The following is a 14,202-nucleotide window of genomic DNA, read 5'->3' on the forward strand; positions in this document are numbered from 1 at the left end:
ATGCAGGAAAAACCCTCGTTATCAGAATTCTGGAAAATGGGTCTGATAATCCTTCTTTTGAGCTTCTGCCCTGACAGCTTCTATCCTGCCATTCTCGTTTCCCAAAGCAGCTGTCAAAACAATCAAATATTGTTCTCTCCCAAAGGAAGGATTATGACAGCATCATCCCGTCATCCCTTCTGGTATGGGCTTGCCGGTGGTCTCATCGGTCTCATCTTTGCAGCCTGGTTCTTTGCAATGGATATCTTCCCCCTGATCCTCATTGGAGATCTTGGTGCAGCAGACGCTCTGCAGCCTGGAGAGTACTGGCCCTTCATACTCGCTTTAATCATATCAATTGCAGGAATTGCAGGAGCTCTTCTCCCGGATAAGAGAGCTGGCGGAGGGCTTATGGCAGTATCAGGTGTCGTCCTCCTGTTTGCATTTGGACTGAACATCACCATCTTTGCAGGCCTGCTTCTCCTGTATGGCGGATACCTGAAGCTTACTGATCAGCAATGCAGGATAGCAGCACTCTTCTCCGCACGAAAAGAGGCAGGGAAAAGCCCTATAATACTTATAGCCGCAGGTATTGGAGCTGTCATACTGCTTGGGATTGGTATGATGGCGGTTTTCCAGATCTGTCCGCCACCCGGGCCATGGCCGACCCCGCCATGGTGTGAAGATCCTGATTTTGAATATATCAGGGCGGGTGATGCAGACACCTTCTTTGACGGGCCGGTTTTTCTCATCTCCAGCACACCCTATGATATTGATCGTGCAACCCTTGATGACCTGCAGCCACATGGAGTCGCCTGGAGTCCGGTTATTCTTGAGTCATTTTATAGAGTAGGCCATATGAACATGATGGCGATGCTCAGGGAGAGAAATATCCATTTTATTGGTGCAGGACGTGATGAAAACCTCCCGACAAGCCCGCATCCAACCAAACGGGAGGATTTGGCTGCAGTCGACATCCATGGAAACCCGATAGTATGGTTTGATCCCCACAATCCCGGTTATCTCGAAGGCTATTACTATCGGAATATCCTAAATCCCCTCTGGCAGGAGGAGATACGATCTGATCTGAAGGCATATGTTGATGCAGGAGTGCAGGGAGTCGTCGTGGATCATCCTCAGAGCGCCTATATTGTTATCTTCAGGGAAGGGGGATCATTTGATGAGTACTCAATGGCCCTGTTCAATGCGTACCTCAAAGACAGGTATACTGACGAGGAACTCAAATCACGCTTTGGCATCCCTGATATTGATACATTCCATCTCGGCGACTATCTTCTAAAAAACAATATGGAACACCTGCTCACGGAATCCTCATATAACCCCCACCCATTGATCTATGAGTTTGGCAGATCCCAGAAACTTGCCGGAATGGAGTTCTGGAGAGAGACAGTCAATGAGATGAAAGTGTATTCAAGGGAGACGTATGGCAGGGAGTTCTTCTTCAGCATGAATGCCGGTCCGGCATTTCCGGATCGCTTCCTGCCGATGGATTCATTGGATTATCTCAGTGGCGAATTCTTCTATTTTGGTACAGTATTTCACAGCCCGCAGAAGGTTGGAATCGAGCAGAAGATGACGGAAGGGTATTCCAGGCATTTCACCCCCTACATTGAGGTCAGTTATGACAGGGGACGAATTCCCCGTGACACCGAGAACCTCTTCAAGTACCTGTTTGCAGATGCCTATTCATCCCGGACAAATATGCTGATTCGGGGGCCTGAAGGTATCCTCACAATGGATGGGAGGACATATGTCGATTTCCGTGACTATGTCCGGTATGATGGCAGGGAAGCCGGGCGGTACATACAGTACCTCCATGATCATCCGGAATTATTCCATGCAGATGAGCCGGCACGGGTAGCTGTCATTCATTCACTTGCCTCACGAAAAGGCCAGTACCTCCCTCTTGAACTGAGCGGCACCTCAGATATGGATCTCACCGGAACAGTCGATCTCCTCTTTGATCTCTATGTTCCCTTCTCTATGATCGTCTCTGGCTGCGATGTAGTGCCGGGAGACATAACAGCACCAGATATTGCGGGCTATGAGGTTGTCATCCTTCCCTCGACAACGATTCTGAATGAGGGTGAGATCGATGTACTGCTTGAGTATGTGCGAAACGGAGGTGTTGTGATCCAGACAGGGAAGTTCGGCCTCTACAACAAGGAATTTGAGACGAATACCCATAATCGCCTGGAAGAGCTGCGGCGAACCGGGGCAAAGCAGATCGGTGCTGGCACCTGGCATACGGTGGCTGAGATGCCAGGGTATGCGTATTACCTCCATGATGGAGAAATCAGGCTGCCTTCAGAGAAGACAGATGCGGATCCAAACCTGCAAATATTCCGCGACATCCTCACAACCTACTATGATCCCGAGATCAGAACCGATGCCCCGGTAACTGTTGGTATCAGGAGGTATGCAACAGATGAGCATGTACTGGTTCATCTCGTCAACTACAACTATAATCACAGAACCGATACATTCACAACCGCACCCGGATTTGAGCTCTCAATTGAGATGCCTGATGGACGGGTCCCGGAGAAGGTCATCCTCTATAATCTTGAGACGGGTGTGACCGGTGAGATAGCGTTTTCAAGTACTGGCAACCGGGTCATCATTCCAATTGAGCAGCTGGAGGTCTATTCAATCGTTTCAATTCGCTTAAAAGACTGATTCAAAGAAATATAAGCCTTGTACACTGGCTTCAGAGACGTGGTAAGGCTTATTACCACTTCGGTGTATGAATCATCATGGACTCACGATGGTTCTTTCCCCTTCTTCTTTTTCTCTGCTTCATAGCAGCCCAGCCGGTTGCTGCAGCAGATGGTCACGCTGTACAGCCAATCGGATTAGCAGACCCTGACGGGGTCGAGGCGTTTCTTGATGATATCATGCCTGCAAACCTCGCCCTCTACAATGTGCCGGGGGCAACGGTTGCGGTTGTGAAAGACGGAGAACTCGTGGTTGCGAAAGGCTATGGGTATAGTGATATCGAAAACCGGGTACCCGTGGATGCGGATGACACGCTCTTTCGGATCGGATCGATCACAAAACTCTTCACCTGGACAGCGGTGATGCAGCTGCAGTCTGAGGGGAGACTCGATCTCGATACTGATGTAAACCAGTACCTGAAGGATTTCCAGGTACCAGACACCTATCCCGGCGAGCCGGTCACGATGCGCCACCTGATGACGCATACCGCCGGTTTTGAAGAGTGTACTGTCATGATGCAGGTTGAAAGCGTGGATGACCTGATCTCGTTTCGGGATTATTGTGCAGACTACATGCCCGCACGGGTCAGTCCACCCGGAACACTTACCTCCTATTCAAATTACGGCACCACGCTTGCAGCAGTTGTTGTGGAGGATATCACCGGCATTCCCTTTGAAGCGTATCTCGATGAGCAGATAATCATACCCCTCAGGATGGACAGTACCAGTATCAGGGAGGATCTCCCCCCTGAAAGGGCTGAGCGGCTCTCGAAGGGATATGTCTTCGGCAGGAAGAACAGTGAAGCCCCGGATTTTATCTTTACTATCGGCCCTGCCGGATCCATCAGCTCAAATGCACCCGATATGGCGGCATTTCTTGCAATGCATATGATGGGAGGAACACGTAATGATGTCACAATCCTCCCCCGTGATACAGCAGAGCTGATGCATGCAGAGGCGTTCACCAATGATCCACGCGGCTCAGGGGTCTGCCTTGGATTCTATGAGATGCATGTCAATAACCATCGGTTGATCGGCCATGGCGGCGATACCCTCACCTTCCACTCACTGCTCATGTATATTCCAGAAGAGCAGGCCGGCTTCTTCGTCTCATACAACAGTGTCGGCGGGGCGACGGCAAGAAATGATCTCTTATTCGCCTTTATGGATCACTATTACCCGGCTGAAGAGGTGACGATCCCTGATCCGGACCCAGCTCTTGTTCCCGATCTCAGGATATATGCCGGAACCTATGAGACAAACCGGCGCAACATTGCACACTTTGAGAAGTATCACGGCGAGCGATCGCCGATTGTGGTTTCTGCCTCTGGTGCTGGGACACTCCTCATAGATTACGGAAGCACCACCCTTGAGTACGTAATGATCGAGCCCGATATCTTCGCGCTGCCTGATGGCGATACACAGGGCACCGGGAACCTCATCTTCAATGTGGGCGATTCCGGGAGAGCGGACTATTTTGTCTATAGCAATGTCCCGATCTTTGCGTTTGAGCGGCTTGCCTGGTATGACACCCCGGCATTTCTTGGGAATGTGTTTACAATAGCAGGGATTATCCTTGCGACCGTCCTCCTCTGGCCGCTTCTCGCCGCATTCAGGGTGAGTCATGCCATTCCTGATCCCTATGCAAACAAGAATGCAACCCGTGCACGGTGGATAGCAGGTACAGCTGCACTCTCACTCCTTGGATTTGTCCTTATACTCGTGCCAAAGGTAATTGATGATGCGGCACTGGCAGCAACATACCTACAGAGTCCTGTTCCACCATTTGAATTTTCAATCGTCCTGACTGTGCCGGTATTGTCTCTTCTCCTGACGCTCCTAACAGTTGGTTTTGTTGCTTTTGCCTGGAAAGAGGCATACTGGAGCCGCCTGCACAGAATCCATTACACACTTGTTGCAGCCGCCGCAGTTGCGATGCTCTGGTGGATAATCTCCTGGAATCTCTGGGTATTTTCACTCTGAGACTCGCTTCTCTTTTTATTTTTCGACTAAACCCGGATAGTCCGGGATAATCCGGGATAATCCAGAATAATCCAGGATAGTCCAGGATCACAGGGGGATTGAACCCTATGCAACACCCTTCTCGTGAAACCTGTGTACCATCCTTTGGCAGTCCATTCGACCTTTTGCCTTCGTAAGCCAGGCACGACACAGGCGATACACTTATGCGATTATACCTGCCTCTCTTCTGCTAGGGAGGCCTGATGATGCCAAAGAGAGGAGCAAGAGACGAGCTTGCAGACAGAATCAGAACTGATGCCACCGCAGGTGCTGACGGGCTGATCCGGATGCAGTCCTTTATACACCATACTGCAGATTCGGGACTGCTTGACCGGTGTGGATCAGTATTTGCTGAGCATTTCAGGCCCGGAAAGCCGACAAAGATCCTGACTGGCGAGGTGAGCGGGATCCTGGCAGCCCTGCCAGCGGGCATCCATCTGGACATCCCTGTCCTGATCGCACGGAAAGAGGTTCCAAAGACGTTTCCAGCCAACCTGATCGAGGAGAAGGTCATATCCAGGACAAAGGGAAGAGAGAGCTCCCTCTCCATCATCTCCGATCACCTGAATGGGGATGACCGGGTGCTGATCATCGACGATGTGCTTGCCAGGGGAGAGACGGTTGCTGCATTGATCAGGCTCGCAGTCCGGGCAGGTGCAGAGGTTGTCGGGGTCGGGGTGCTTGTTGAGAAGGTGTATGAAGGGGGAAGGCAACAGATCCGGCCGGAGATTCCTGTGCATGCCCTCTGCTCGATCCAATCGGTTGAGGGAGGGGTGATTCAGATCGCAGACGACACTGCGTACGACACGGCATACGACACTGCAAACAATAGCACAGACAATAGCACAGACGACATTACACACAACACTGCACCCGATTCTTCATAACCACATCAGGTGCCAGGAAAGGTGTCAGTTGTCCAGATCATTGTCAGGTGCGAGACCATTGTAGTTACACAGACAAGTGTCAGTCACCAGTACCAGTGTCAGGTGCCAGAACAAGTATCAGTCATCAGGAGTGACGAAAAGCAGCTGCGGCGCGGGTATCGGGGGGCGGGGTCAGCGATAGGGATCAGGATGACAGAGCTGATACACCCTTGCTCATCAGAGCAACCTGAAAGGCGATTCCGCAGGAATCGGGGTGGTATCTGCTTCTGGCAGCCCCCGGAGCATTCCCGCCCCTCCCGCGCCAGCATCTGCGGCAACCCGACTCAACCTCCCTTGCGAAGCACTTGCGGACGGGGGAAGGGGCGGTTGGGGGGGTTATCTGAATCCTCTCCATAACGCTAATCACGAAGATATTCCTGAAGTCTGAGGAACATATGGGAAAAGATCCCGATAGAGAACCCGATGCTACAGCCGAATTATCAGGAGAGACTGAAGCATCTGCGGCAACCCGGCTCAACAACCCCTTGCGAAGCACTTGCGGACGGGGGGAGGGGCGGTTGGGGCGGTTATCTGATACCCAATACCAATAACCTTCAGACATATGGAGAAGAGCCGATCGATCCTGAGATGGCTCTCCAGACCAGAGCTCTCCCGGACCCGGAAATCCCGTCACTCCACCTCATCGCTCTTTTGGTTCACCAGCATCATGCTGATGATAATTGCCGAGAAGACGATCTGCATCCCTGAGAGAAACAGGGTGAGTGACCAGACTGCATTTGTTATCTGGTAAAGATCACCAAATCCGCCTGCCACCCACTCATAGATGATACCAAGCCCAATCGCGACACCACCACAGATGAGGAGGAGTCCAAGTATGAGCTCCCGCTCAAGATTGTAGTAGTGCATGAATTGTCCAATGAACCGGCTCTTATCGCTGTACCCGTGAATAACCGAGTACACTTTGATCATCACCCCCATCAGAAGAGCCTGAAGGCCGCCGATGAAGGCGAGTGCGGCAAGGATGAAGGAATGCATACTGGAGGTCTCAATATCCCCCTGCAGATAGAAGAAGAGCATCATAAAGAGGCCAAAGAAGGTGAAGACAAGGCCCGGCACAGCAATAAACGGAATCGGGCGGTAGAGGAGCATGAACCTGATATGCCGCCATCCATCCCTGAAACTGTTCAGCTTGGATGGAGCGACCCGCGGCCAGTAGGTGATCGGGACTTCACCGATACAAAGCCCCTTCTTTGCCGCTTCAATGAACATCTCAGAGGCAAACTCCATCCCTCCTGTCCTGAGGTCAAGCTGCTCAAGTGCATCTCTTTGTATCACCCGAAAGCCGCTATGAGCATCTGAGATGTCTGTATTGAAGAGCTTGTTCAAAAGCCATGTCAGGAACGGATTTCCGATGTACTGATGCAGGCGTGGCATTGCACCGGGCCTGATCTCCCCCTTCAGGCGGGATCCAAGGACAAAATCATATCCCTCATCGATGCGCCTGACAAGTTTTGGCAGATCACGGAAGTCATAGGTATCATCAGCATCCCCTATTGCAATGTACCGTCCCCGTGCAGAGGCAAGGCCCGCAAGATATGCATTCCCATATCCGAGATAGTCAGGATGCACAACTATTGCACCAAGCGATCGTGCAATCTCTGAGGTTCTGTCTGTTGAAGAGTCAGCAATGATAATCTCTCCCACCATCCCAAGCTCTTCAAAGGCCTGATGGATCTTTTCAATACAGGATCTGATCGTCTTCTCTTCGTTGAGAGTGGGCATTACAACTGAGATATCTGGTGCAGAAAGAGACATGGAACCTATATCCATTTTTATTTTACCCGTATTTATGGTCTTGCTTATGCTTCAGCACAAATCCTCGCAGCATCTTCTCGGACTACCAGGACAACCCCGACGACACGGGCTACACAGACTACACAGACTATTGTAACAGAATGTTACACAGATGAATGTACAAGGACGCTTCTCCAAAATTCTGATCGCTTGTGTTTTTCCTGAATTCTTCGAAACGTGGGAAAAGATCCCGGGTAGAGATCCAGATGCAGCAACCACAATAATCAGGATGAGTGAAGCAGCTGCGGCGCGGGTATAGGGGGGCGGGGTCAAGCGAAAGAGGCAGGCTGGCAGAGGTGATAAGCCCTTGCTCATCAGAGCAACCTGAAAGGCGATTCCAAAAGTTTCGGGGCATATCTCCTCTGAAAGCCAAACGGAAGCTTTCCCGCCCCTCCCGCGCCAGCATATGCGGCCATACAGTACACCCAGTACACCCAGTACGACCATCACCCGACTCAACACCCCTTGCGAAGCATGTGCGGACGGGTCAGGGGCGGTGGGGGGGTCTTCTGACACGAGAGTACCAGAGCCCCCTATCCAATGTAACTCCATGCCTGTCTGTGACTCTTCTACTACCAAGAAGCTTCAAGACATAAGATGAAGAGCCTGGAGCAGAAACGATACCCGGATAGAGACCAGGATACGCAAATAATTACTTATATAATCTCTCAACTCGGACTCATCTGGTATGCCCCGGTTGCGGATTGTGGAGAAAGTGGGTATTCTTGCCGTCATTGTCCTTGCTGCAGTTGCACTTCGGATCCAGACGTTCCAGCAGGTCTTCACCGAGCATGGAATCTTGTTTCTTGAGTATGACCCCTACTACCATATGCGCAGAATTGCCTATTCTGCTGAATATTTTCCGAATTTCATCTCCTTTGACACCTATATCAATTTTCCGCGTGGCCATGCAATCGGCTGGCCCCCACTCTTTGATACCGCAATTGGAGGCGTTGCTTTCATACTCGGGCTTGGAAGCCCCTCTGTCACGCTCATCGAAACAGTCGGGGCAGTGGCACCCGTTGTAATCGGCCTTCTTCTCCTTCTCCCAATCTACTACGCTGCCAGAGTTTTCTTTGGTGGAGAGGAGTATGGACTGGCAGCCGCCGGGATTGCCGCGATCCTCCCTGCGCATGTGCTGATCTCACTCCTTGGATTTGTTGATCATCATGTTATGGAAACCCTTCTCCAGGCCTGCATGGTCCTTGGAGTACTACTGATTGTCCGGTGCCCTGAGAAGCTGACACTCTGGTCTCTCTTTCTGGGTGCCACCTTTCTCGCTACAATCTACTCAATTCCCTCAGCATTGATTTATATCGGGAGTATTGGGCTTTTCCTGGTCGCCATGATCATCCTCCGCCATATACGGAATCACTCATCCCGCGATCTCCTCTATGCCGGTGGAGTCGCCTTTGGCTCTGCAGGAGTTATCGCTCTCATCATCAACACCCTCTTCTTCGAAGGGTTTGTTTTTGAGCCAATACTACTCTCAGTCTTCCAGCCGGCCTTCCTCTTCCTCTGTCTTGGAGGAATAGCCGGAGCTGCCCTCCTCTCTGATCTCCTCAGTAAACGGCCATGGCCCTGGTACATCGCCACGCTCGCCGGGATTGGAGGAGGCGGGGCCGCCCTTGTATACTTCCTCTTCCCGTCCGTCTACAATGCGATTCTCTCAGGATTTAATTATATATTAGGCGCAGATCCGGTTTTTGGCTATATTGGCGAGGCTGCCTCCATACTCTACATCACAGGGAGCTTTTCACTGATGCCGTTCTGGGACCTCTATACTGTCCCGCTTTTCCTTGCAGTCATCGGATCGATCGTCTATTGTTCCAAAAGGGTCAAGAACAAAACCTTTGATGATGCGGATCTTATGCTCATTCTCCTCGCACTCTTCGGCCTCATCCTCGTACTCTTCCAGACGCGGTTCCTGGATCTGCTGATTGTTCCGGTGGTGATCTGGGCATCATATGGTGCTGTTTCTCTACTTGAGGCTCTTGGCATCCGAAAGATAGGGGTGCCTGAAGAAGCTGAGAAGAAGAAGAGGAAGAAGAAGAACCGGGAGAATGAGGAGTCACTGAAGATGCAGCGTGCAGCTGGCGTTCTGGTTGCTCTTCTGATCATAATCGTTCCGACGGTACACTCGGCAGCAGGCATGAATGAGCGGCTTCCCGGGCCTCCGTCAGACGAGAAGATTGGGGCGCTTGAGTTTCTCAAAAGTGAGACGCCCTCCCCGGGAGGCTATCATGATATGACAATGCAGCCCGACTATAGTGTCATCAGCCGCTGGGACTGGGGGAACCATATCATCTATATAGCAGAGAGACCGGTTGTGTCAAACAATTTCCAGACAGCTATCGTTGAGTCATCGCGGTTCCTGACAACGACAGACATAGAGGACGCAGAGCGGATCCTTGATCGCCGCAATGTCCGGTATGTCGTCACCCAGCACCTGACACAGGGAGAATTCACCAATTTCCTCTCCCTCGGCGGTGTCGATATCAGCACACTCACCGAGACAGAGTTCCTTGATATCGCCGGTGAATCGGTATACTTCCGGCTGCATCACGAGGGTGCAAAGACCCTCCCGCAGTTCACCCTCATCTATGAATCCCATGACGATCTGACCGGGGCAAAGGTCTTTGAGTATACCGGGTGGGCGCAGGGGTAGGCTGGGGAGGCATCTCCCCAAAAACCTGGCGCAGATTCAGGTGAGATTGAATCCGGATCAAAGCGCTTAATGTCTTGTATGCCAATCAATCTTTAGAGATGTCCAATTCAGGAATGAAGGATTTTGAAATGGAGAGCCAGGATCCTTCCCACACCACCATCTGCGTCGTTGGCCTTGGGTATGTCGGCTACCCGCTTGCCTGTGTATTTGCCGAAAAGGTCAGAACAATCGGCTATGATCTCGATGCGACTAAGATCGCATCCATCAATGCCACCCCCGGCAACAGGATTGAAGCCACGACCGACCCTCTGCGGATCCATGATGCCGACTATGTGATCATCGCGGTCCCAACACCTGTTACAAAGGCAAAGGATCCTGATCTCTCCTATGTCCGATCTGCCGCTGAAACCGTCGGGCAGAACCTGAAGCCCGGTGCGATTGTTGTTCTTGAATCAACCGTCTACCCCGGCCTCACCGAGGAGATCTTCGTCCCGGCGCTTGAGCGTGCATCAGGCCTTGTCTGCGGCCGCGACTTCTTTGTCGGGTACTCGCCTGAGCGGATCAACCCGGGCGACGACGACCATACCCTCGAGAAGATCACAAAAGTCGTCGCCGGCATGGACGAGGCAACCGCTGCCCGGCTCGCCGCCCTGTATGGAATGATCACAACTGTCCATCTTGCGCCTGACATCCGGACAGCTGAGGCGGCAAAAGTGATCGAGAATGTCCAGCGGGATCTGAATATCGCTCTGATGAACGAGCTTGCGATCATCTTCGGCAGGATGGGCATCGACACCCGGGCGGTCCTTGAGGCGGCTGCCACCAAGTGGAACTTCCACCGCTACCGGCCCGGCCTCGTCGGCGGCCACTGCATCCCGGTTGATCCCTACTACCTGGTGATGAAGGCAGAGGAGCTCGGCTACCACCCGCAGGTGATCCTGGCCGGCCGGGCAATCAACGATGCGATGCCCCGGCATGTCGCCCAGCTGGCGATCAAGGAGCTGAACCGGGCCGGCAAGGTGATCAAAGGCTCCCGCCTCCTCATCATGGGTCTCACCTACAAGGAGAATGTCCCCGACACCAGGGAAAGCCCTGTCGAAGAGATGATCCGGGAATTACGAGAGTTTGAGGTGGATGTTTATGGGTATGATCCTTTGCTTCGTCCGGAGGAGATTGAAAGGTTCGGGGCGTTACCTGTGGCATCGCTTCAGGAGATTGGGTTTCCGGTTGACTGTATTGTGATCAATGCACCCCACTCGGTCTTTTCAGAACTGACGCTGGAGAAGGTCTGCGGGATCTGCAATGGGAAACCGATTGTTGTGGATGTGACCGGGATGCTTCGAGGGGATGATGAGGTCAGGGATGGATGTGTGTATCGGGTGTTGTAACAATTTGTTACAGATCCTGCACGATATCTCCTTTTGAAACGGCAATGCCGGGAAGGAAGCGTCATCTACAGATGATGCGTGACCATATCCTTCTTCATTGCCTGCATTGGTCTATCTGAATAGAATTATTGGTGATACTGCGTGAAAATTTCAATACTTGGAACCGGTTATGTCGGTGCGGTGACCGGCGCTTGTTTTGCAGAACTGGGTAACGATATCACATTTGTCGATATCGATCCCACGAAACTCGATTGTATCAGAACCGGCCGCTCCCCCATCTATGAACCAGGGCTCGATGAGTTGCTGACAAGGAACCTGCATAGAATCTCAGCTACTACAGACACCACACAGGCGATCCGCGACACGGATGCCACCTTCATCTGCGTCGGGACACCATCGAACCCGGATGGCTCAATCGATCTCCGGTATATTGAGTCCGCAAGCCGGGATATCGGGCTGGTGCTCCAGGAGAAGGAGGGCTGGCACACGGTTGTGATGAAGAGTACCGTTGTCTCAGGAACGACGAAGGGAATCGTTCGTTCGACACTTGAAGAAGCATCCGGCAAAGAGGCATTCCGTGACTTTGGGCTTGCATCAAACCCCGAGTTCCTTAAGGAGGGATCGGCGCTTGCGGATGTCTTCTCACCGGATCGGATTGTGATCGGTGCAGAAGATCCCCGTTCACGGGAGGTCCTTGAGACACTCTATGCCTCCTTTGACTGCCCGAAACTCGTGACCGCGATCCCGGTTGCCGAGATGATCAAGTATGTGAGCAATGCGTTTCTTGCAACCAAGATCAGTTTTGCAAACGAGATCGGCAACCTCTGTAAATTGATGGGCATTGACACCGCCGAGGTCTTCGCAGGCGTTGGTCTGGATGCCCGGATCAACCCGGCGTTCTTCAGGTCCGGCATCGGTTTTGGCGGCTCCTGCTTCCCAAAAGATGTCCGGGCACTGATCGCACAGGCTGAAGCTTCCGGTCTTCATCCGAAGATACTTTCGAGTGTGGTTGCAGTAAACGAAGACCAGCCCCTCCGGCTCCTTGCTCTCCTCAGAAAGCATATCCCGGATCTCAAAGGTAAGCGGATCGGAGTACTCGGCCTCGCCTTCAAGCCGGATACCGACGATATCCGGGAGAGCCGGGCGATCCCGATCGTCTCTGCACTACTGGATGCGGGTGCAGATGTGATCGCCTATGATCCACTGGCGATAGCGAACTTCAGATCACTCTTCCCGGAGATCACCTATGCCTCATCTGCCGTAGAGGTGCTCAGGAGTGATGCTGTTCTCATTATAACGGAATGGAAAGGTTTTGAAGCACTCGATTATACCGGGAAGCTGGTGCTCGATGGAAGGCGTATTCAAAAGGCGGCGGTTGGATCCATCTATGAGGGGGTTTGCTGGTAATGTCTGTCCACGATTCGTTTCTATCGCGTGAACTGGAGAGAAGCGATATAGACAAGCGGTAAAGGCGGATATCCAAAGGGTTATCTGGTTTCTTAAGAATATGAATACTAAAGGAGCAGGAGAAGCATGACGGAGAAGAAATTCAATCCCGAAGATGTCATCGGGAAACCCTACAGGAGAGGGATGTTACCCTACGGGGGGGGAGTTGCCAGAGGCAGGATCTCGTTTGCTGTGAGTGAGGAAGAGTACCTGGAAGATATGAGGCGCCTCCGATCGATTATGAAAGCCCCCTCCGATCGCTGAACCACGATACTGTAGGAATACATGAACAATCCAACCATTTTTCTGGACACACCTATCTTCTTCACCTGCGCTGAAGATATGCGATCCAGGACTCCTCTGCAGCATGCCAAAAATGCCGGGTATTTGATTCAAACCTCCATCTCGGTTCTTGGTGAAGCCTTCATCCAGATGCATGAGCACGAAAAAGGGCTTGACTATATCACTGCATTGAATCAGCTCCTTGATGAATGGAACATTACCGTTCTTTTTCCAAACGATTCTGTCCGGATCCTCTGTTATACTATGGGAGAGGAAGAGGTTGACACCCGGATGATCCGTGAGCCGACCGATCGCACCCACCTTGCCTATGCGATGGCATATCACTCAGACTATTTTCTGACATCCGATCGAAACCTGATCAGGTACAGGATTCCATCCTCTCTCGAAGCGATCGGGTTCTCAAAACCCACCTGCCTGCCACTCGAAGAATTCAAAAATGAGATGCTCATGAAGGTGCGTGATATCTCCTATGAATGGGATACAACAAGAAATTCAGTAAGGGGAGTGAGTGATGGAAATGATGCTTCTTGATAGTATATCTGCTTGGAAACTGATTTGAATGATTCGATCTTAAAGAAGATCCAGCTCATTATATAGATGAATCAGATCAGCCTCATCAACCGTGCAATCGATTGCCTCAATAAACTGCTGCTTTGAGAGATGGAGCTGTTCTGCCATGAGACTGAGTAGCCGATCGCCGATCTCCTTTTTGCCATGAGATACCCATGTTCGGATCTCTGTATCGCACCCATTGTGCTGAAATGTCAGTTTGATATGCTTCGACATCTCTGTCGAGAATCCTTTCTTCTTCAGGCGGGCAATAATAATGTGATTCTTCCGGCTCACGGCATCAGATCTCCTCTATCCCAACTTTGCCATTAATAAGAAATATAAGTGTTCTTAGTGATGTTTGTATCGAC

General features: G+C 51.6%; 10 protein-coding genes. 8 read left to right on the forward strand and 2 right to left on the reverse strand.

The annotated features are described in order from the left end of the window. Positions 1 to 153: 153 nt before the first annotated feature. The 3 genes from ABCO64_RS09520 to xpt all read left to right on the forward strand — a co-directional run bounded on the left by ABCO64_RS09520 (position 154) and on the right by xpt (position 5,623). Positions 154 to 2,676 carry a DUF4064 domain-containing protein gene (locus ABCO64_RS09520; RefSeq protein ID WP_253460690.1) on the forward strand — a complete coding sequence of 841 codons (2,523 nt, stop codon included), beginning with the start codon at positions 154 to 156 and terminating at the stop codon, positions 2,674 to 2,676. Between the two features lie 77 nt (positions 2,677 to 2,753). Beyond that, positions 2,754 to 4,697 carry a serine hydrolase domain-containing protein gene (locus tag ABCO64_RS09525; RefSeq protein WP_253460687.1) on the forward strand — a complete coding sequence of 648 codons (1,944 nt, stop codon included), beginning with the start codon at positions 2,754 to 2,756 and terminating at the stop codon, positions 4,695 to 4,697. A gap of 242 nt (positions 4,698 to 4,939) precedes the next feature. Further along, positions 4,940 to 5,623: a xanthine phosphoribosyltransferase gene (gene xpt / locus ABCO64_RS09530; protein WP_253460684.1), complete on the forward strand. Its 684-nt coding sequence runs from the start codon at positions 4,940 to 4,942 to the stop codon at positions 5,621 to 5,623. Between the two features lie 669 nt (positions 5,624 to 6,292). On the opposite strand, the gene ABCO64_RS09535 is transcribed toward xpt, so the two are convergent. Next, the gene (locus ABCO64_RS09535) at positions 6,293 to 7,405 is read right to left on the reverse strand and encodes a glycosyltransferase family 2 protein (RefSeq protein WP_253460681.1); all 1,113 of its coding nucleotides are present in this window, start codon (positions 7,403 to 7,405) and stop codon (positions 6,293 to 6,295) included. Between the two features lie 760 nt (positions 7,406 to 8,165). Here ABCO64_RS09535 and ABCO64_RS09540 point away from each other — a divergent pair. The 5 genes from ABCO64_RS09540 (at position 8,166) to ABCO64_RS09560 (ending at position 13,813) form a co-directional block, all read left to right on the forward strand. Further along, positions 8,166 to 10,145 carry an STT3 domain-containing protein gene (locus tag ABCO64_RS09540; RefSeq protein WP_253460678.1) on the forward strand — a complete coding sequence of 660 codons (1,980 nt, stop codon included), beginning with the start codon at positions 8,166 to 8,168 and terminating at the stop codon, positions 10,143 to 10,145. 113 nt (positions 10,146 to 10,258) lie between these two features. Next, positions 10,259 to 11,533: a nucleotide sugar dehydrogenase gene (locus tag ABCO64_RS09545; protein ID WP_253460675.1), complete on the forward strand. Its 1,275-nt coding sequence runs from the start codon at positions 10,259 to 10,261 to the stop codon at positions 11,531 to 11,533. Positions 11,534 to 11,674: 141 nt separating this feature from the next. Further along, positions 11,675 to 12,940, forward strand: a complete 1,266-nt coding sequence (locus ABCO64_RS09550) for a UDP-glucose dehydrogenase family protein (RefSeq protein ID WP_343089330.1) — start codon at positions 11,675 to 11,677, stop codon at positions 12,938 to 12,940. Positions 12,941 to 13,066: 126 nt separating this feature from the next. Continuing rightward, on the forward strand, positions 13,067 to 13,243 hold the full coding sequence (locus tag ABCO64_RS09555) for a hypothetical protein (RefSeq protein WP_343089331.1): 177 nt from the start codon (positions 13,067 to 13,069) through the stop codon (positions 13,241 to 13,243). A 168-nt stretch (positions 13,244 to 13,411) separates the two neighbouring features. Next, the gene (locus tag ABCO64_RS09560; protein WP_343089332.1) at positions 13,412 to 13,813 is read left to right on the forward strand and encodes a hypothetical protein; all 402 of its coding nucleotides are present in this window, start codon (positions 13,412 to 13,414) and stop codon (positions 13,811 to 13,813) included. A 39-nt stretch (positions 13,814 to 13,852) separates the two neighbouring features. On the opposite strand, the gene ABCO64_RS09565 is transcribed toward ABCO64_RS09560, so the two are convergent. Then, on the reverse strand, positions 13,853 to 14,128 hold the full coding sequence (locus tag ABCO64_RS09565; protein WP_292615682.1) for a hypothetical protein: 276 nt from the start codon (positions 14,126 to 14,128) through the stop codon (positions 13,853 to 13,855). Positions 14,129 to 14,202 lie beyond the last annotated feature (74 nt).

The organism is Methanocalculus natronophilus, assembly GCF_038751955.1.
Taxonomy (GTDB): Archaea; Halobacteriota; Methanomicrobia; order Methanomicrobiales; family Methanocorpusculaceae; genus Methanocalculus; species Methanocalculus natronophilus.

Bases quoted from the DNA above. Each gene is read 5' to 3' on its own strand.
- ABCO64_RS09545 (WP_253460675.1), top strand. From the start codon at position 10,259: ATGAAGGATTTTGAAATGGAGAGCCAGGATCCTTCCCACACCACCATC.
- ABCO64_RS09535 (WP_253460681.1), bottom strand. From the start codon at position 7,405: ATGCCCACTCTCAACGAAGAGAAGACGATCAGATCCTGTATTGAAAAG.
- ABCO64_RS09520 (WP_253460690.1), top strand. From the start codon at position 154: ATGACAGCATCATCCCGTCATCCCTTCTGGTATGGGCTTGCCGGTGGT.
- xpt (WP_253460684.1), top strand. From the start codon at position 4,940: ATGATGCCAAAGAGAGGAGCAAGAGACGAGCTTGCAGACAGAATCAGA.
- ABCO64_RS09525 (WP_253460687.1), top strand. From the start codon at position 2,754: ATGGACTCACGATGGTTCTTTCCCCTTCTTCTTTTTCTCTGCTTCATA.
- ABCO64_RS09555 (WP_343089331.1), top strand. From the start codon at position 13,067: ATGACGGAGAAGAAATTCAATCCCGAAGATGTCATCGGGAAACCCTAC.
- ABCO64_RS09540 (WP_253460678.1), top strand. From the start codon at position 8,166: ATGCCCCGGTTGCGGATTGTGGAGAAAGTGGGTATTCTTGCCGTCATT.
- ABCO64_RS09560 (WP_343089332.1), top strand. From the start codon at position 13,412: ATGCATGAGCACGAAAAAGGGCTTGACTATATCACTGCATTGAATCAG.